General features: G+C 64.3%; 16 protein-coding genes and 1 tRNA gene. 2 read left to right on the top strand and 15 right to left on the bottom strand.

Going from position 1 to position 18,649, the window contains the following annotated elements; translation table 11 throughout:
* Positions 1-138: 138 nt before the first annotated feature.
* The 3 genes from JOF48_RS20050 to JOF48_RS14810 all read right to left on the bottom strand — a co-directional run bounded on the left by JOF48_RS20050 (position 139) and on the right by JOF48_RS14810 (position 2,851).
* Positions 139-933 (bottom strand): IclR family transcriptional regulator, encoded by a 795-nt coding sequence (locus tag JOF48_RS20050; protein ID WP_209684594.1) that lies wholly within the window; start codon positions 931-933, stop codon positions 139-141.
* A 464-nt stretch (positions 934-1,397) separates the two neighbouring features.
* Complete coding sequence (locus JOF48_RS14815; RefSeq protein ID WP_245346557.1) at positions 1,398-1,685, bottom strand: hypothetical protein; 288 nt, start codon at positions 1,683-1,685, stop codon at positions 1,398-1,400.
* Positions 1,686-1,861: 176 nt separating this feature from the next.
* Positions 1,862-2,851, bottom strand: a complete 990-nt coding sequence (locus tag JOF48_RS14810; protein WP_209681873.1) for an exonuclease domain-containing protein — start codon at positions 2,849-2,851, stop codon at positions 1,862-1,864.
* On the opposite strand from JOF48_RS14810, the gene JOF48_RS14805 reads away from it, so the two are divergent.
* A complete protein-coding gene (locus JOF48_RS14805; protein WP_209681872.1) occupies positions 2,838-3,992 on the top strand; it encodes an IS1249 family transposase in 1,155 nt (384 codons plus the stop codon). The two genes, JOF48_RS14810 and JOF48_RS14805, sit on opposite strands and share 14 nt — an antisense overlap.
* Positions 3,993-4,148: 156 nt before the next feature.
* Here JOF48_RS14805 and JOF48_RS14800 read toward each other — a convergent pair.
* From JOF48_RS14800 to JOF48_RS14745, 12 genes are all read right to left on the bottom strand, one after another.
* Positions 4,149-4,221, bottom strand: a tRNA-Val gene (locus JOF48_RS14800).
* A 153-nt stretch (positions 4,222-4,374) separates the two neighbouring features.
* A complete protein-coding gene (locus JOF48_RS14795) occupies positions 4,375-5,355 on the bottom strand; it encodes an arabinan endo-1,5-alpha-L-arabinosidase (RefSeq protein WP_209681868.1) in 981 nt (326 codons plus the stop codon).
* A 19-nt stretch (positions 5,356-5,374) separates the two neighbouring features.
* Positions 5,375-6,895, bottom strand: coding sequence for an arabinosylfuranosidase ArfA (gene arfA / locus JOF48_RS14790; protein WP_425353723.1), 1,521 nt, complete (start codon positions 6,893-6,895; stop codon positions 5,375-5,377).
* Between the two features lie 86 nt (positions 6,896-6,981).
* Positions 6,982-7,656 (bottom strand): DUF624 domain-containing protein, encoded by a 675-nt coding sequence (locus JOF48_RS14785; RefSeq protein WP_209681866.1) that lies wholly within the window; start codon positions 7,654-7,656, stop codon positions 6,982-6,984.
* The gene (locus JOF48_RS14780; protein WP_209681864.1) at positions 7,649-9,043 is read right to left on the bottom strand and encodes an arabinan endo-1,5-alpha-L-arabinosidase; all 1,395 of its coding nucleotides are present in this window, start codon (positions 9,041-9,043) and stop codon (positions 7,649-7,651) included. The genes JOF48_RS14785 and JOF48_RS14780 overlap by 8 nt, the downstream gene beginning before the upstream one ends.
* Positions 9,040-9,984, bottom strand: coding sequence for a carbohydrate ABC transporter permease (locus tag JOF48_RS14775; RefSeq protein WP_209681863.1), 945 nt, complete (start codon positions 9,982-9,984; stop codon positions 9,040-9,042). The genes JOF48_RS14780 and JOF48_RS14775 overlap by 4 nt, the downstream gene beginning before the upstream one ends.
* Positions 9,985-9,994: 10 nt before the next feature.
* A complete protein-coding gene (locus JOF48_RS14770; protein WP_209681861.1) occupies positions 9,995-10,894 on the bottom strand; it encodes a carbohydrate ABC transporter permease in 900 nt (299 codons plus the stop codon).
* A gap of 4 nt (positions 10,895-10,898) precedes the next feature.
* A complete protein-coding gene (locus JOF48_RS14765) occupies positions 10,899-12,233 on the bottom strand; it encodes an ABC transporter substrate-binding protein (RefSeq protein ID WP_209681859.1) in 1,335 nt (444 codons plus the stop codon).
* A 244-nt stretch (positions 12,234-12,477) separates the two neighbouring features.
* Positions 12,478-13,521, bottom strand: a complete 1,044-nt coding sequence (locus tag JOF48_RS14760) for a LacI family DNA-binding transcriptional regulator (protein ID WP_209681857.1) — start codon at positions 13,519-13,521, stop codon at positions 12,478-12,480.
* Positions 13,522-13,532: 11 nt separating this feature from the next.
* A complete protein-coding gene (locus JOF48_RS14755) occupies positions 13,533-14,528 on the bottom strand; it encodes an NAD-dependent protein deacetylase (protein WP_342591255.1) in 996 nt (331 codons plus the stop codon).
* Complete coding sequence (locus JOF48_RS14750; protein ID WP_209681855.1) at positions 14,525-15,016, bottom strand: peroxiredoxin; 492 nt, start codon at positions 15,014-15,016, stop codon at positions 14,525-14,527. The genes JOF48_RS14755 and JOF48_RS14750 overlap by 4 nt, the downstream gene beginning before the upstream one ends.
* On the bottom strand, positions 15,016-15,435 hold the full coding sequence (locus tag JOF48_RS14745) for a DUF3052 domain-containing protein (protein ID WP_209681853.1): 420 nt from the start codon (positions 15,433-15,435) through the stop codon (positions 15,016-15,018). The genes JOF48_RS14750 and JOF48_RS14745 overlap by 1 nt, the downstream gene beginning before the upstream one ends.
* Positions 15,436-15,730: 295 nt before the next feature.
* On the opposite strand from JOF48_RS14745, the gene aceE reads away from it, so the two are divergent.
* Entirely contained in the window at positions 15,731-18,472 is a 2,742-nt protein-coding gene (gene aceE, locus JOF48_RS14740; RefSeq protein WP_209681852.1) for a pyruvate dehydrogenase (acetyl-transferring), homodimeric type, read from the top strand.
* Positions 18,473-18,649: the final 177 nt, after the last annotated feature.

Here is an 18,649-nt window from a genome sequence, read left to right as displayed (position 1 = left end):
GCAGTCACTGAATCTCCCTTGAAACGTGCCGGACCACCATTGGCCCGGGCAGGCGACAACGACCATAAGGCCGATCACTATGGTGAACAGCGTGCAACATAATGAACACATGGCCAAGGTAAAGTATTGCCCACGTCACTAGCCCATGGGATTTCCCAGCATTTTGGTCAGTTCGGTCAGCTCGGCCACCATGGCATCCCGCTGGCCGTCCGAAAACGTCGCCTTGAGCGCCGTGACGGAAACGCCCAGGCTGGGGCCGTGCGAGCCGCGCGTTGGCACGGCCACCGCCAGGCTGACCACGCCCAGGGTCGACTCCTCGTCCTCAAACGCATAGCCCTGCTGGCGGATGGCGCCGATTTGCTCCTTCAGCTCACGCCCCGTCCGCAGCGAATTGGGCGTCAGGACGGGCAGGGGGGATTCGTCGGGAAACTGCTGGTCCAGGTCATGGTCGTGCAGCTTCGCCACCAGCACCTTGCCCACCGCGCACAGGGAGACCGGCATCTTGTCGCCGATGTTTGAGGTCAACCGGACGGCCGGGTGGCCTTCATAGCGGGCCAGGTAGATGACGTTTCCGCCGTCAAGCATGGCGATGCGCACCGTCTCGCCCTTGAGCACAGGTGCGGCCTCGCAGAAACGGTAGAACTCCCGCACTTCGTCGCGGCGGCTGAGGTATGCGGCACCGAGCTCCACCAGCCGAACGCCCAGGGCATAGTCGGACCCGACCCGGGTAATCAGCTCTGCGTCCTCGAGGGCCTGCAGCAGGTTTGAGGTCGAGGACTTGGGGATGCCCAGCTCCCGGGCCAGGTCGCTGAGCGTCAGCCGCCCCGTTTCACAGCCGGCCAGCGCGTCCAGCACGGCCGCGGCACGGGTGACGGCCGGGGCGGGAGAACCGTGACCCCGCGCCTCATTGCCCTTGACGGGCTCGGCAAGAATATTGCTCACGTGTTTTCGTTTTCCTCAACATTGAAGGCACCGGGACCGGCCCCGGGCGGCGTTCTGCAGGCCAAAAAACTGTACATTGCAGTGGACATCATTCATCATACTGTTCAGGTGAACGTAGAACGTCCCGTGTTGTGATTTGGCCCCGGAGACTGTATATTTCTTCTCAGACCTTCCACTGTGGCGTCCCCCAATAGCCACAGTGGGAGGTCCTCCAATTTAAGGCCTCAATGGCACGCCAAGGGCAACCGCCCCACGGTATCACGGCGTCTGGTGCCGTGCCGGGCCGGCACTTCACACGGCCGCAGGCGCCAAGTTGAGCGCCCGCTGACAGCCAGCTGTTAATAATCTGGAAATGTTGAGTGTCAGTTTGCATTGTGGCTCTCGACCAGTTATATTTTTATTACTGGTTCCCCACCACAGCGTCCCCCAATAGCTGTGGCGGGGAACCTTTCAGTTTAACCCTCCCTCATGCGCCACCGGCCTCCCTCGAGCTCGCACTCCAGGTCCATGGTGACGAGATCGCTGCGCATGTTCTGCCCCAGCCGCGCCTGCACCCGCCACACCTGGACATCCACGCGGCCCTGCCCTTTGGGCATCCGCTGCATGTACTCCCACCAGGGCGTGCGCTCATACCAGCGCATCGGCTCCGCCCCCACCGTCCACAGCCTGCCATTGCGGTGCACCCTGACAGGCACGCCCTCATCCGTGGTTTCCACCAGCACTTCTTCCCCCGGCAATCTCATGCAGGGAACGCTACGGGAGGGGTCCGACATTGCTCCCCGGCTGCCACCGCACATGGGATGGCCCACGGCGGGGCGCCTGGAAGAGCTCCACATATACACCGTGGATGTCACCTTCGGGAGGGGCGTGCCCACAGGCCGCGCCGTCGCGGACTGTGTCGCGGGCCGACTGGCGGCGGCTACTTGAAGGCCAGCAGGCGCAGGAACTGCAGCTCGCTGATGACCTTGATGTCCTGGCCCGCCGCGGCCAGCTCATGGGCGCGCCTGACCTTGGCGCTCTGCCGGCCTGATCCCCCGGCATCCGCACTGACCACCAGCGTGACCTTTTTGGTGGCGCCGTTGGCGATCACCGCACCCTTGGCCGCCGCAGCGTCCTGGGCGTCCGCACGCGGCATGGCAGCCAGGTCCCCGCTGAACACAATGGTCTGGCCAAAGAGCGGACCGTAAGGGTTCGCATCCGGGTTGGCTTTCGGCAGTTCCGACACCTTGCGCGTGTAGCCCGGAGAGTAATAGGCGGGCACCCGCGGCCTTGATTCGCCGGGCCACAAGGCGCCCAGACTTGAGGCACCGTTGCGCCTGGCGAGTTCAATGGCAATCAACGCGCTGGCGCGCGCGTCGTCGCCGGCGTCGTGGTGGTTAAAGGCCGGAAGCGCCAGCGCACCCACAACGTCCGACAACGTGTAGTGGTCCAGCACCAGGTGCTGCCTGGCCAGGTTCAAGGTGCAGTGGAAGTCAAAGGCCGGGGCGGGAAGCCCGCAGGCCTCGTTCGCCTTGGAAATCACCGACTTCTCAAAGCTGACGTTGTGGCCCACCAGCGCGTCGGCGCCAATGAAGTCCAGCATGGGCCCGTGGATGCCCCGCCAATCCGGCATGTTCCGCACCTGGGCGGCTGTAATGCCGTGGATGCCCACGTTGACGGGGTGGAAGTCGTCAAAGCCGGGCAGCGGCTTCATGAGCCAGGACACTTGCTCAACCACCACGCCGGCCCGCACCTTGGTCATGCCCACGGCGCAGGCCGAGGCCCGGAAGTTGTTGGCGGTTTCAAAGTCGATCGCAGTAAATGGGTTAGCGGCCAGAATGTGTGTATGAAAAGTGGCTTTTGGCCAGTAATCATATGGGATGCAGGGCCCTGTACATGCTTTGAAAGCATGTACGGTGACAGTTCCCAAGAATCACCCCAGGTGTGGTGTATGTACTAAGAAGCTCGTAAAGAATGGCAAGACCAGCGCGGGAAGAACTAGGTGGCGGTGCAAGTCCTGTGGTGCTTCCAGCACCCAGTCACGTGTCGATGTCAGCAAGAAAGCAGAGTTCACAGCGTTCCTGTCCTGGATCACCGGCAAGGACCGTCAGGAAGCCCATGCAGGCTCCGCACGCACCTTTAGGCGTCAGAGTGCCTGGTGCTGGACGGTGCCCCCTACAGCCGTCGTGAGCGGCGAAATACACCCCCAGATCATGCTTGACGGAACGTACTTCAACGACTGGTGCGTGCTGGTCGCCTACACCGGCAACCACGTCATCGCCTGGCAGTGGTGCGACAGAGAAAAGAATGCGTCCTGGTCTGCCCTGCTGCAACAAATCCCGGCACCTGCGGTCGCGATCGTTGACGGGCACAAAGGCCTGGAAAGTGCGCTGCGCGAGCACTGGCCAGAGACGAAGGTGCAACGGTGTCTTTTTCATATCCAGCAGAACATTCGAACACACCTCACGATGCGCCCAAACCTCGATGCCGGCAAGGAATTACTGGCACTAGCCAAGGCCCTGACACCGATCCAAGACCTTGACCAAGCCGCTGTCTGGGCCGGGGAATTCGCTTCCTGGGAAGCACGCTGGGAGTCCTTCTTGAAGACCCGAACCTACGCGAAGAAGAACGGCGAGAGGCCCTCCCATATCGGCACGAACCAGCAATGGTGGTTTACACATCTACGCCTGCGTCGGGCCCGCGGAACACTGGCCACGGTATTGAAAAATGGGCACCTGTTCACTTGGCTCACCGCCGCCACCAACGAGCACAAGATCGACCGCACCACCAGCCCCTTGGAAGGCGGAATCAATGCCGGTCTCAAGCACCTTCTACGCGATCACCGTGGTCTCACCGACGACCACGCCAAACGAGCCGTTGACTGGTACCTCTACCTCCACAGCGAGTCTCCGAAAGACCCCTGGACGTTCGTGAAACCCAGCCACTGGCAGCCCCAAAGAAAACAAAGCAAAACCATCGAAGAGCCCATCGGGCCAGCCCTCTACGACACAGCCTTCAGCCCCGAAGACGGGAACGGAATCCAACAAGGATGGGGCGGAAGAAGCCGATGACACGCCCGGGCCATACACACATTCTGGCCGCTAACCCCAGTAAATGAAATGTCCTGCATGTGCTCCCTCACGTGTTCCTGCGCAGGATCCGGGCGCCTGCACAAAAAACCCCGCCGTTCCGTGCCATGTGGCGGGAAGGGCGGGGTTCTTCTTGGGTGGGTCCTACCGGGATCGAACCGATGACATCCACGGTGTAAACGTGGCGCTCTACCAGCTGAGCTAAAGACCCATTCATTGTTCTGCACTTCAGGCTTTCCGCCTGTCGGGCTGACCAACGAGAAACTACTGTACATGATGGCTTGCCTGTTGCGCCAATCGGGCAGCTGCATCCCGCCAACCTGCACCGGCGGCGGTCCCGGCATGCCGGACCGCCGCCCCCGGCTCACTCGTCGGGCACAGGCCAGCCATCCTCCCAGCGCAGCGGGACAAGCCCCAGCCGGAAAGCGCCGTCGAGGGCCTGCGAATAGTAGTGGAACGCCAGGATGCCTCCGGACACCGACTGCCCGCCGGGTCCTGCCCGGTCCCCCGCACCCTCCATGACAGGCGTGCCGCCGTCGTCCAGCAGCCCCACGCCATTGGCATCCACGTACGGCCCCGTCACTGATTTCGAGCGCCCGGCTGCAATGCTGTACGTGGATTCCAGTCCCCGGCAGCAGAACCCCTTGGAGACAAACAGGTAAAACCAGCCGTCCCTTTCCAGGATGTAGGGCGCCTCAATGGCGTTCACGGCGTCCCCGCGGCTGGCCACCAGCGCCGGCTCGGCCCCGTCGGCCCGCAACCCGTCGGGCCACTGCAGCTTGACGATGCGGATGCCGGAATGGAAGGACCCGAAGGCCATCCACGGCGTCCCCTCGCCGTCCTCCACGATGCCCGGGTCGATGGCGTTGTAGTCCGTCCCCTCGGAGGCGATGACCGGGCCCCGGTCCACCCATTCATAACCCGGCTCCGAGGGATCGAGCGTGGTGTTCGTGGCGAGCGCGACCACCGAGCGGTTGCTGCCAAACGTCGACGCCGAGTAGTACAGGTACCAGGTTCCGCCGTGTTCATACAATTCCGGCGCCCACAGGTTGTCCACGCCCGGAACGGCCTCCTTCAGCCAGGCCGGCTTCGTCTCCCACACCTGGCCAACCCGCTCCCACGTTGCCCCGTCGACGGAGGACCGGATCTGGATGTTCCCGTCGTCCTCCTCCCCGTTCCCTGTGGAGTAAACGAACCACGGCTCCCCGCCACCACCTGCCACAAGGGCGGGGTCGTGGGTGTAGAAATCGCCGTGGAGCGCACTTTCCCCTGCGGGCGCACCGCAGCCGGAGAGCCCCATGGCCAGGGCCAGGGCCGCTGCGATCAGTGTGATGGCCCTTCTCATGGGGTTCCCCGACATGGTGCTACAACGCCAGTGCGACGGCGGACCAGGACACCGGCGGCAGGACCACCGTGAGCACGCCGCCGGAAAGCACTGCGCCCTCCAACGGCTTCAGGCCCACCCTCTCCTGGTCGGCCAGGGTGTTCTTTGCGTAGACGTCGGCGTCGTGCAGGGTCACCGCCTCCGTGATCGCCGTGGCACCGAGCCCTGAGGCGTCGATCGTGACCTCGATGGAATCGGTGGTGCTGCGGTTGACCAGGAAAACCGCGGCAGCTTCGCCGTCGACCGTGGCAACGGAGTCAACCAGTGGCGCCTCGCCATGGGCTTCGGTGGCGTAGCTGCCCACTGTGATGCGCGGGTCCAGCACCTCGCCGCGTGCCAGCCGCGAAGTGACGGAGAACGGGAAGAACGTGGTTTGGCGCCAGGCCGCACCGCCGGGCTCGGTCATGATGGGGGCGATGACGTTGACCAGCTGCGCCAGGGACGCGGAGGTCACCCGGTCGTGGTTCTTGAGCAGCGTAATCAGCAGGTTGCCGAGCACGACGGCGTCAGCCACCGAGTAGACGTCCTCGAGCTGGCGGGGGGCTTCACGCCACTCGTCGTTGACCTCGTCCGAGTCCTTGTGCTCGTCGAGGTACCAGATGTTCCACTCGTCAAAGGAAAGCTGGATCTTCTTCTTGCTGCGCAGCTTGTTGCCCACATGGTCGGCCGTGGCCACTACCGTCTTGATGAAGTACTCCATGTCCAGCGAGGACGCCAGGTAGGATGCCAGGTCGCCGTTGCGCTCCTGGTAGTAGGCGTGGCAGGAGATGTAGTCGACGTGCTCGTAGCTGTGCTCGAGGACGGTCCGCTCCCAATCGCCGAAGGTGGGCATGGAGGAGCCGGAGGACCCGCAGACCACCAGTTCCAGGTTGCGGTCGGCCGTCTTCATGGCCTGGGCCGTGCGCGCCGCGATCTTGCCGTAGTCGTCGGCCGTCATGTATCCGGTCTGCCACGGCCCGTCCATCTCGTTGCCCAGGCACCAGATCCGCACATCGTGGGGATCCTCCGTGCCGTTCTTGATGCGCTGGTCGCTCAAGGCCGTCCCGGACGGATGGTTGGTGTATTCCAGCAGGTCAAGTGCAGCCTCGATGCCCCGGGTGCCCAGGTTGACGGCGAGCATCAGTTCCGAGTCCGTCAGCTTCAGCCAGCGGGCAAATTCATCCATGCCCACCTGGTTGGTTTCGATGGAGTGCCAGGCCAGGTCGCGGCGGACGGGCCGGTTCTCACGCGGGCCCACACTGTCCTCCCAGCGGAAGCCGGAGACAAAGTTGCCGCCGGGGTAGCGGATGGTGGTGGTGCCCAGTTCCCTGACAAGCTCGACGACGTCAGTGCGGAAGCCGTCCTCGTTGGCAGTTGCGTGGGTGGGTTCGTAAATGCCGTCATAGACGCACCGTCCCAGATGCTCGACGAACGAGCCAAAGATGCGCCGGTTGATGGGTGCCACGACCAAATTCCGGTCAATGGAGATGCTTGCCTTTGTCACTGTTGCTTCCTCTTTCATTGAGTTCCCAATGTTCGTGCCGTGCACGGATGGGTAGGTTCTTGGATGGATGGTTCTTGGCTGGGGCAGGCCGTGGCCGGGCCGGTTCAGCCCAGTTTCGGTTGGCCCGGCGCAGTCGCGGCCGGGGATTTGGCCGTGCCGGCCTCAAGCGCCTCGAGCCGGTGCCCAATGACCCAGCCGGCCGCAAACAGGGGCAGGGATGCGCCCACGAGCGGGATGAGCACGGTCCATTGCCCCAGGACCAGCGCCAGGGCCGCCATGGCCAGGACAAGCATGGTGCTCATGCCCGGCGAGGACAGGGGCAGCGCCAGTGCATACCGCCAGATGGCAGCCGCGGAATCCCGCCGTCCGGCCATAATCGTCACGGACGCCAGCATGACCAGCACGGCGTACAACCCCAGTGCCGGGAGCAGTGCGGCCAGCACGGCGGTGCCCGGCCCGGAGAGATGCCCGGAGGCAAGGGCGCCCGCATCCAGGAACAGCAGCAGCCCCACTCCCCAGAAGGGTGCGCCAACCAGGTTGGCACGGCGGAACTGGGCCAGGTATTCCTGCGCAAATTCGCGGGCCACCTGCTGCCCGCGGCACCCGCCGCGCATGCCCGCCAGCACGTGCTGGGCCGCCACGGCCGCGGGGAAGAACCCGAGCACCAGCAGCCCCGCCGCGGTTCCTGCGACGAACAGCAAGTTCACCAGGACAAGATTGAGCAAGGCCCTCAGCCAGCCCATGACCCGTCCGGCCCAGCCGGTTTCATGGTCATACATGGTTGCCTCCCTTGCTGCCGAACCAGGCCGTGCCGTCGCTGTCAATGCCGGAGAAGGACAGCAATGTTTCGCCGCGGGTGTCATCCCACGAACCAAACACGACGGCGTCCAGTTCCACCCCGGCTCCGGACCCGGACCCGGACCCGGTGCCACCCGTGCCGCCACACCCAGCCGGACCGCCGTCGACAGCCAGGACCAGGCGGCACTGCACAGGCTCCCCGGCTATGGCCGCGGGGCCGGAGGCCACCGTGATCGTGCCCGCCACGTCCCGGGCCGGCTGCTCAGTTTCGGGACGGAACTGCACGGCGCGCCACCGGCCGGCGACGGCCTCGGGTGCGGGCAGGATTTCGCTGCCCGCACCGTGGAAGGTGTGGGGCGAGACCACGGGCCAGCCGTCGGCTGTGAAGAACATGCGCCGCAACTGGGCCGTGTGCTCAATGGCCGGATCCGCGGCGGTCTCGGCAAAGCGGACGTGGTGGACCATGAAGAACTCGGGCCCGGCCGGCCCCTCCTCCACCAGTACCGAGTTGTGGCCCGGCGCGGTCCAGGCGGGCCCGCCCTTGAACTGCCAGCTGCCCAGCACCTTGGTGCCGGCCCGCCACGGCGGCAGGGCCGCATCCGTCAAGGAACTTCCCAGCGCATCCCGGTACGGGCCCGTGATGGAGTCCGCCACTGCCACACGGATGTTGTAGGTGGAGAAGAGGGAACCGTACGAGGCAAACAGGATGTACTGTCCGGTGTCCGGACGGTGCAGCACGCAGGCGCCTTCCACCGATCCCTCCACGGAGGCGTCGCGCCGGGCGATCAGGACGCCCTTGTCGCCAGGTGATTCGGGCATGCCGTCGGCGAGGGACAGTTGCAGCGTGTGGATCCCGGCAAAGAAGGAGCCATACGTCAGCCAGGGCCGGCCGCCGGCGTCAAAGGTGACGGCGGCATCGATCGCGTTTTGTGCGTCCGTGCCTGCCCGGGTGGCGACCACCAGGCCCTGGTGGGTCCAGGGCCCGGCCGGGCCCGGCGCCGTGGCCAGCCCGATCGCCGAGGTGTTTGAGCCGAAAGTGGACGCCGAATAGTACATGTGCCAGCGCGTCTCGCCGCCGGCCGCGGGCCAGCGCACCACTTCCGGCGCCCACAGGCCGCCCGCCCCCGACCAGGCCGCAGCCTCGGCGGGGACGCCGGCCAGGGCCGTGCCCGTGAATTCCCAAGTGATCAGGTCCGCCGAGCGGCGCATGTGCACGCCGGCCGGCGCTGCGGACTCGGCTGCGCCGGCCCCCGCATCGGTGCTGAACATGTACCAATGCCCGTCGGCGCCGCGCACCACGGTGGGGTCGTGCGCATTCCGGGCTCCCCAGGTGCGCACCTGGGCGGGGTCGTACGCCGTCGTGCTCATCCCTTGGCCCCCGTCAAGGCGACCGATTCGATGATCTGGCGTTGGAAGATGACAAACACCAGCAGCACCGGCAGCAGCGCGATGAACGACGCCGCCATGATGAGCGGGTAGTCGGTCTGCGTGGCATAGGTGGCGTTGAAGCTGGCGATGACCAGCTGCAGGGTCTGGTTTTCGGGCGAGTTCAGGTAGAGGATCGGCGCCAGGTAGTCGTTCCACACGGCCATGAACCACAGGATGAACTGGGCCGCCATGGCCGGCTTGATGATGGGGAAGATCAGCTTGGCGAAGATCTGCAGGAAGGACGCGCCATCCAGCTTGGCAGCCTCGATGATGGAGTCCGGGACCGAATCCAGGTACTGCTTGAGGAAGAAGATCATCACGATGTTGCCAAACAGCCCCGGCACGATCAGCGGCCACAACGTGTCAACCCAGCCGATCGAGGCGAACATCATGAATTGCGGAATCATCATGGTCGGGAACGGGATCATCATCCCGGTCAGCAGCGCCAGGAAGATCACGTTCTTGGCCGGCAGGCGCATCTTCGCGAAGGCAAAGGCGGCAAGCGATGACGCCACCGTGCCCACGACCGTCACCGAGCAGGCCACGATCAGGCTGTTCTTGATGCCGCTCCACAGCGGGCCCGCCGACCACACCCTGATGTAGTTCTCCCACACCGCCGGGTCGGGGATCCACTGCGGCGGCAGCGCAAAGACTGCCTCGTGGGTCTTCAGCGAGGTGGAAAAGGTCCAGGCCAGGGGCGCCAGCATGATGAAGGCACCCGCCGACAGCAGGACGGCCACCACAATGTTTCCAGTGCGCCTGCGCTTGTCGCGGCCTGATCTTTCGGATGCCCGACGGCGGTCCGGCAGCCTGGGCAGGGACCGTTCCGCCGGGCCCGTGCTTGCGTTTGGGGGCGCGGAAGTGGTTGGTGAAATGCTCATGGTCCCTCCCTCAGTCAATGGAGAACTGGTTGCGGCGGTTGAGCCGGAATTGGATGGCGGTGACGGCAAAGACGATCAGGCCCAGGACCAGCGACATGGAGGTGGCGTAGCCCATCTGCAGGTAGTTGAAAGCCTTTTGCCAGATGTACCAAACGATCGAGGCCGAGCCGAACTCGGGACCCCCCGTGGGCGTCATGATGTTGATTTCGATGAAGATCTGCGAGCCGCCAATGATCGAGGTGACAACCAGGAAGAATGTGACGGGGCGCAGCATGGGAAGCGTCACGTTGCGGAACTGCGCCAGCACCCCTGCCCCGTCCAGCGCCGCGGCTTCGTAGAGATGCCGCGGCACTGACTGCAGGGCCGCCAGGTACAGCAGCATCGAGTAGCCCAGCCCCTTCCACACGCTCATCATGATGATGGCCGGCTTGACGGTGGCCGTGTTGGCCAGCCAGTTGGGCCCGTCGATCCCGATGAGCGCCAGGGCCTGGTTGATGAGGCCAAAATCCCCGTTGAACGCCCACTGCCACATGATGGCGATGGCTGCGATCGAGGAGATGACCGGCACGTAATAGACGGTGCGGAAAAACGTGGTGCCCCGCATTTTCCGGTTGAGGGCCAGCGCCAGCAGGAGGGAAAGGCACAGGCCGACGGGGATGCCGATCATCATGAAGAGCGTGTTCCACATGGCCTGCCAGAAGTAGGGGTCAACCATCATGGCCTGGAAGTTGGCGAGCCCGGTAAACACGGGTGCGGAGATGCCGTTCCACTCGGTGAATGAGGCATACACCGAGAACAGCAGGGGAAAGACGGCGAACACCGCGAACCCGATGACGGGCAGTGCCACAAAGGCCAGCGCCGTGCGCTGCTCCCTGCGGTGCAAGGTAGACCGGCGGTTGACGGTTGTCACGTGCTTAGCCGATCCCGGCGGCCTGGTTGGCCTGGTCCAGGTACTTCTGCATCTTGGGCTGCTCTTCCTTCAGGTATTCGGCGGCCGTCTTCTTGCCGTCCAGGACCGGCTGGATGTTCTTGAAGAGCTCGTCGTACCATTCGGCGCTGTAGGTGTTGTTGGCGGGAAGCGCCCGGCCGTAGTCCTGCACGATGTCCAGGAATTCCTGCTTGTTCTCCGGCTTGGTCGTGGATTCGGCGACCCACTCCTCAGCCATGTCGATCAGGTTGGGGATCTGCACCCCGGCATCCACCAGGGACTGCTGAGCCTCTTCGTTGGTGCTCAGGTATTTGGCCAGTTCTACGGCCTGCTCCGGTGATTTGGTGGAGTTGGAGACGGCGATGCCCAGCGTGCCCGTCCAGGTGGCGGTTTTGCCGGTGGCCCCTGCCGGGTACGGGATCAAGTCCCAGTCAAACGGCAGCTTCTCATACGTGGACACATCCCACGGGCCGACAGGGAAGAAGCCGATCTGTCCCTGCATCCACCGCTGGTAGGTGTCCAGTGTCTGGGCCTCGCCGACGGACGGGGTTACCTTGGCCACGTTCTGCAGGTCGGCGAACCACTGGAGCGCCTCGGCAAATTCCGGCGTGTCCACCGTGACCTTGGTGCGGTCTTCGTTGAGCCAGTCCCCGCCGTTGGACCAGACGAAGGGCTGCAGGTTCCACTGGACATTCAGTCCCGTCCCCCACTGGTCAAGCTTGCCGTCGCCGTTGGTGTCCTGGGTCAGCTGCTTGGCCACTGCCACAAACTCGTCAAAGGTATAGGGCTTGTCCTTGCTGGGCAGCGGGATCCCCGCCTTTTCAAACATGGTCTTGTTGTAGCCGAAGGAAAACGGCCCAACATCCTTGGGCAGCGCGTAGATGCTGCCCTGGCCCATGAGCTTGCCGTCAAAGCGGTAGCTGTCCACGCCGTAGGGCCAGATGTTGTCCAGGTCCACGGGGTCCGCGCCTTCCAGCATGGGGCTCATGTCCTTGATGACACCGGTCTTGACGTAGGCCTGCACGCTGCCGGGGTCAACATAGAAAACGTCGGGCACCTTCTTGCCGGCAATGGCCGCCTTGAGCTTTGTCGAGTAGTCATCCGGCGTGGTGACCACCATGTTGACCTTGACGTCATTGGCCTTTTCAAATTCCGCGATGGCCTTGGTGTAGGCGGCCTTCTCGTCCGCGTTGCCGCGGAACATGAAGGTAAGTGTTGTGGTGCCGCCGGCATCGGTGCCGGCTCCCCCGCAACCGCCAAGCACCAGCGCCATGGCGGCGGCCGCAGCCACGACACCAGTTTTGAACCGTAACTTCATCATCACGGGATCCTTTCGATGGATGGATTGTGCAATTCCTCGTTTACAACGTTGGAAAAACTTCTCACACCCCCGCAGGCCTCGTCAAGTGGTTTGCGTCACATATTTCCAACGATGGAAATTATGACGATTTATGACCTCATCCCGAGCGCCGCACACGACGGCACGGCCCAGGGCAGCAATCAGCCGGGAATTGGTTGCCGATGCTCACTGCCGGAGTCGTCGAATCGGCCGGCCGCGCCTGCAATTACCCGGTGGACTCGCGTTCGCGGATGGCAAATTCGGTGAGGTGCTGTAGCGGAGGCTGGCTCCGGCTGCCCCGGGCGCCAATCCTGTCCAGCAGCACCTTGACGGCCATTTCCGCGATCTCCGCCCGGCCGGGGTCCACAGTGGTCAGGGCGGGCAGCGAGTACTGGGTCTCGTCCAGGTCGTCGAAGCCCATGACGAAAACATCGTCGGGGATCTTGTACCGCGCCTCTTGCAAGACACGCATGGCACCGAGCGCCAGGGTGTCGTTCAACCCAAAGACGGCATCAAATTCCACGCCCCTGTCCAACATGGCCTTCATCGCCACAAGCCCGTCGTGGCGGTGCCACAAGCCCGTCGGACCTATCAGCGCTTCGTCAAACGGCAGCCCTGCCGCCGCCAGCGCCTCCCGGTATCCCTGCAGGCGCAGCGCCGCGGAGCCCACGACCTCGCCTTCATGGGCGCCGATGACGGCGATCCGCTTGCGGCCGCGGCTGATCAGGAACTCCGTGGCCGCCCGGGCAGCCTCCACGTTGCGCATTGTCACGTGGTCCACGGGCCCGCCAAAGATGCGCTCACCCAGCAACACCATGGGGTACGGGACATCAAGGTGGTGCGCGTCGTCGCTATCCATGCCCAGGGGGCTGAAAATGAGTCCGTCGGACAAGTGGAGACGGGTGCTGGTGAGCAGCTCAATCTCCCGGTCCCGGTCGCCGCCCGTCTGTTCGATGAGCACCACCAGGCCGTGGCGCTCGGCCGCCCGGATGACGCCGTCGGCCAGTTCGGCGAAGTAGCTCAGGCTCAGTTCGGGAACCGCAAGGCTGATGACACCGGTGCGCCCCGAACGCAGGCTCCTGGCCGTCATGTTGGGCTGGTACTTCAGCTCGTCAATGGCCGCCTGCACCTTGGCCCGGGTGGTGGCCCGGACATGCGTGTAGTCGTTGACCACGTTTGAGACGGTCTTGATGGACACACCGGCCCGGGCGGCCACGTCCTGCAGTGTCGCGGGCGCCGTGCGCCTGCCCACATCCTTGGCAATTTCCATAACTTCAGAGACTACAGCGTGCCTGCGCCTGTCCGCGGCTGCGGCGCCTCGGGGGCCAGCAATTCCACCAGGCGCACCAGGGACTCCCCCACACCGGCCTCGAGTTTCACCGTGGCCTGCGGGTCTCCACGGGTTTCACCGCGGTTGATGATGATGACCGGCTTGCCGTCCTTTGCGGCCTTCTTGACGAACCGCAGCCCGCTCATGACGGTCAGGGACGATCCGGCAACCACCAGGGCGCCGGCGCGGTCAAGCATGTGAAAGGACCGCTCAACCCTGTCGCGGGGCACGTTTTCGCCGAAGAACACAAAGTCCGGCTTGAGCAGCCCGCCACAGAGCGGGCACCTGGCCACGTTGAAGGAGGCGATGAGCAGTTCGCTCTCCAGCTCGGCGTCGGCGTCCGGCGCGGCAGAAACGCCACCGGCAGCTTCAACGGCCTCCAGGAATCCGGGGTTCAGCTCCGTGAGGACCACGGCCAGGAATTCCCTGGAATAGCTGTTGCCGCAGTCGGTGCACACAATTTGGTCGAATCGGCCGTGCAGGTCCACGACGTTTTGGGCCCCGGCCGCCTGGTGCAGCCTGTCGACATTTTGGGTGATGATTCCGGTGAGCACACCCGCCCGTTCCAGGTCGGCGGCCGCATAGTGGCCGGAGTTGGGTTCGGCCCGCTGCATGTGAGCCCAGCCAAGGTGGTTGCGGGCCCAGTACCGCCGGCGCAGGTCCGGGTCGCCCATGAACTCCTGGTACGTCAGTGGTTGCCGGGGTGCAGCACTGGGGCCGCGGTAGTCGGGGATCCCCGAATCGGTGCTGAGCCCGGCCCCCGTCAGCAGCGCCACGGGCAGCCCGCGAAGCATGCCTGCCACCGTGTCGAGAACGGCGGCGTCGGCCGGGGCAAGCACCGCAGGCGTTCCTTCCCCGGCAGCAGCCGACGGTGCAGCCTGCCGGAAGCCGGTCTGGCCGATGCCGGGACGCACTTTGTCGCCGTTCAGGGCGGCACCGCCGTTCACAGCCGCTCCAGCGCCTGCCGGTACCGCCCAAGCGGCCGCGCCTGACCCCGGGGGGTGCTGAACGAATCGGCGATGCGCCCGTCGGCGCCAATCAGGAACGTGCTGCGCCCGGCCATGCCGTTCACCGGGTCAAAGACGCAGTAAGCCTGCGCGACCTCCCCGTGCGGCCAGAAGTCGGCCAGCAGGTCAAAGTCATAGCCTTCGGCCCGGGCATAGGCACGGAGCGTGAACTTCGTGTCCACCGAAACCGCGAGCAGGGTTACCCCGGCGGCCGCAAAGTCGGCGATGTTGTCCCGCAGCTCGCACAGTTCACCCGTGCAGATGCCGGAGAACGCGAAGGGGTAGAAGACAAGCGCCACTCCCCTGGGCGGCCGCGAACCGCCCAACAGCCCGGACAGCGAGACTGGCTCGCCGAACTGGTTGGGCAGGGAAAAGTCGGGAGCAATGTCCCCTGGCACCAATCCCTGGCGGGTGCCGCCGTCGTCCATTATTGGCGCTTGCGCGGAACCAGGCGGGTTGCGGCCCAGTCAGTGGACACGCCGGCGGTGGTGGTCACGTGGAGGCCGGCAGTGGGCGCGGCTTCCTGGATGTCCGACGGCGGGACATAGCCGTCGCGACCCTGCTTGGGCGTGAGGATCCACACCACGCCGCCCTCATCAAGGCTGGTGAGTGAATCCATCAAGGCATCCACCAGGTCGCCGTCGTTTTCGCGCCACCAGAAGATGACAGCGTCAACAACGTCGTGATCGTCCTCGTCAAACATTTCGGAACCAATCAGTTCCTCAATGCTGTCGCGCAGGTCATAATCAACGTCGTCGTCATATCCGAGTTCCTGGACAAGATCCCCGTCCTTGAACCCCAAATTGCCTGCCACCTTGGCAACAGTGCCGGCGTCGGCCTCGCTCACGTTTTTCCTCCTGCGATCAACGCTTGCGCGCTGGTTTGTTGGTCAGTAACCCCAGTCTAGGGGGTGAGGCCATATTGCCTCCACTTATTGGACATTGGCAATAAACATCACTGCCAAACACCCAAGATCCTGTGATTTACCTTACCAACCGGTGTGTGCAAGCCTTATTGCTGACGGTCCGGCGTGTTCATGAGGCGTGCACAGCTACGCACTGGCGCGCACGTCGGACTAGAGTGTTTATACGCCCAAGGCCACAGCATTGGGCACCCCACACTGCTTTTAAGAGAGGTTGGACGTGGCTGCAGGAGACGAGAACTCCCATATCCTCAGCGGGTTGACAAACCAGCTGCCTGATCGTGATCCCGAAGAGACCGCCGAATGGCTTGAGTCCCTGGACACATTGATTCAGGAACGTGGCACTGAGCGTGCCCAGTTCATTATGCGTAGCCTGCTTCAGCGGGCGGGTGCGCAGAGTGTTGGCGTGCCCATGGTCACGACGACTGATTATGTGAACACGATCCCTGCCGACCAGGAACCCGTGTTCCCCGGCAATGAAGAGATTGAGCGCAAGTACCGCGCTTGGTTGCGCTGGAACGCGGCTGTTTTGGTGCACCGCGCCCAGCGCCCCGACATTGGTGTTGGCGGACACATCTCCACCTACGCCGGTGCTGCGACACTGTATGAGGTGGGTTTCAACCATTTCTTCCGTGGGAAGAACCATGCCGGCGGCGGGGACCAGGTCTTCTTCCAGGGCCACGCGTCCCCGGGCATGTACGCCCGCGCGTTCCTTGAAGGACGCCTGTCCGAGGAGGATTTGGACGGTTTCCGTCAGGAGAAGTCCCACGAGGGCCACGCCCTGTCTTCCTACCCGCACCCGCGCCTGATGCCGGAGTTCTGGGAATTCCCCACGGTCTCCATGGGCATCGGTCCCATGAACGCGATCTACCAGGCGCAGTCCAACCGGTACCTGCACAACCGCGGCATCAAGGACACCAGCGACCAGCACGTCTGGGCCTTCCTTGGCGACGGCGAAATGGATGAGCCGGAATCACGCGGCCTGCTCCAGCTTGCAGCCAACGACAAGCTGGACAACCTGACCTTTGTCATCAACTGCAACCTGCAGCGCCTTGACGGGCCGGTGCGCGGCAACGGCAAGATCGTCCAGGAACTGGAAGCCTTCTTCCGCGGCGCCGGCTGGAACGTCATCAAGGTCCTGTGGGGCCGCGAGTGGGATGACCTGCTGGCCCGTGACAGCGACGGCGCACTCGTGGACGTCATGAACACCACGCTCGACGGCGACTACCAGACGTACAAGGCCGAGTCCGGCGGATTCGTGCGCGAGCACTTCTTCGGCCAGACCCCGCAGACCAAGGAATTGGCTGCGCACCTCTCCGACGACGAGGTCTGGAACCTCAAGCGCGGCGGCCACGACTACCACAAGGTCTACGCCGCCTACAAGGCAGCCATGGAGTTCAAGGGCAAGCCCACGGTCATCCTGGCGCACACCGTCAAGGGCTACGGCCTGGGCACCCACTTCGAGGCGCGCAACTCCACGCACCAGATGAAGAAGCTCACCTTGCAGGACCTGAAGGACTTCCGCACGCACCTGCGCCTGCCCATCTCCGATGAGGTCCTGGAAGCGGATCCGTACCGCCCCCCGTACTACCACCCGGGGATGGACACCCCCGAGATCCAGTACCTGATGGAGCGCCGCAGCGAACTGGGCGGATTCCTGCCCGAACGCCGCACCAAGCACACCGAACTGGAACTGCCGGGCGACAAGACGTACGAAGTGGCCAACCGAGGTTCCGGCAAGCAGCACGCCGCCACCACCATGGCCTTTGTGCGCCTGCTCAAGGACCTCATGCGCGACCCCAATATCGGCAAGCGCATTGTGCCGATCATTCCGGATGAGGCCCGCACCTTCGGCATCGACGCCTTCTTCCCGACGGCAAAGATCTACAACCCCAACGGGCAGAACTACCTCTCCGTGGACCGCGACCTCGTCCTGGCCTACAAGGAGTCCATTTCCGGGCAGATCGTGCACGCGGGCATCAACGAAGCCGGTTCCGTGGCCGCGTTCACCGCCGCCGGCACCTCCTACGCCACCCACGGCGAACCGTTGATCCCGGTCTACGTGTTCTACTCCATGTTCGGCTTCCAGCGCACCGGCGACTCCTTCTGGGCTGCCGGCGACCAGATGACCCGTGGCTTCATCATCGGAGCCACGGCAGGGCGCACCACCCTGACCGGCGAGGGCCTGCAGCACGCTGACGGGCACTCCCCGCTGCTTGCTTCCACCAACCCGGCGGTCATCACCTACGACCCCGCCTACGGTTACGAGATCGGCGCCATCATGCACGCCGGCCTGGAGCGCATGTATGGGCCGGACTCCACCGATCCCAACGTCATGTACTACATCACCGTGTACAACGAGCCCATCATCCAGCCCAAGGCTCCGGAAAACATGGATGTCGAAGGCATCACCAAGGGCATCTACCACCTCAAGGGTGCCGAGATCGACGGGCCGCGCACGCAGCTGCTCGCCTCCGGTGTTTCGGTTCCGTGGGCACTGGAGGCACAGCAGATCCTGGCCGAGGAATGGGGCGTGGCCGCCGATGTTTGGTCGGTCACCTCCTGGACCGAGTTGCGCCGCGATGCACTGGCTGCCGAGGAAGAATCCTTCCTGCACCCCGAGAACGAGGCACGGGTCCCCTACATCACCGCCAAGATGGCCGGTGCCCAGGGTCCGGTGGTTGCTGTCAGCGACTACATGAAGGCAGTGCCGGACCAGGTACGCCAGTTCCTGCCCAATGACTTCGCCACCCTGGGTGCCGACGGCTTCGGTTTCTCCGACACCCGCGCAGCAGCACGGCGCTTCTTCAAGATCGACTCCCACTCAGTGGTCGTCCGCACCCTGCAAATGCTCGCCAAGCGAGGCGAAGTCCCCGCCGAAGCCCCCGCCCAGGCCGCCGCGAAATACGACCTGCTGAACGTCAACGCCGGCACCACCGGCAACGCAGGCGGCGACAGCTAACCCAACACACACCAAAGGCCCCACCCACGGGCCCGGCAACAACCACAGGAAAGGCCCCCAAACACACCGTTCGGGGGCCTTTCCCACGCACTCAAACAACCAACACCACCTAAACGCTAGTTCCGGTTCAACTCCCCCGAAATCACCCTCGCCGCACGACGCAGTTCCATGGCCACA

Origin of the sequence: Arthrobacter stackebrandtii, assembly GCF_017876675.1 — a bacterium.
Lineage (GTDB): Bacteria > Actinomycetota > Actinomycetes > Actinomycetales > Micrococcaceae > Specibacter > Specibacter stackebrandtii.
The sequence above is the reverse complement of the archived record's forward strand: the minus strand, read 5'-3'. Positions and strand labels throughout refer to the sequence as shown.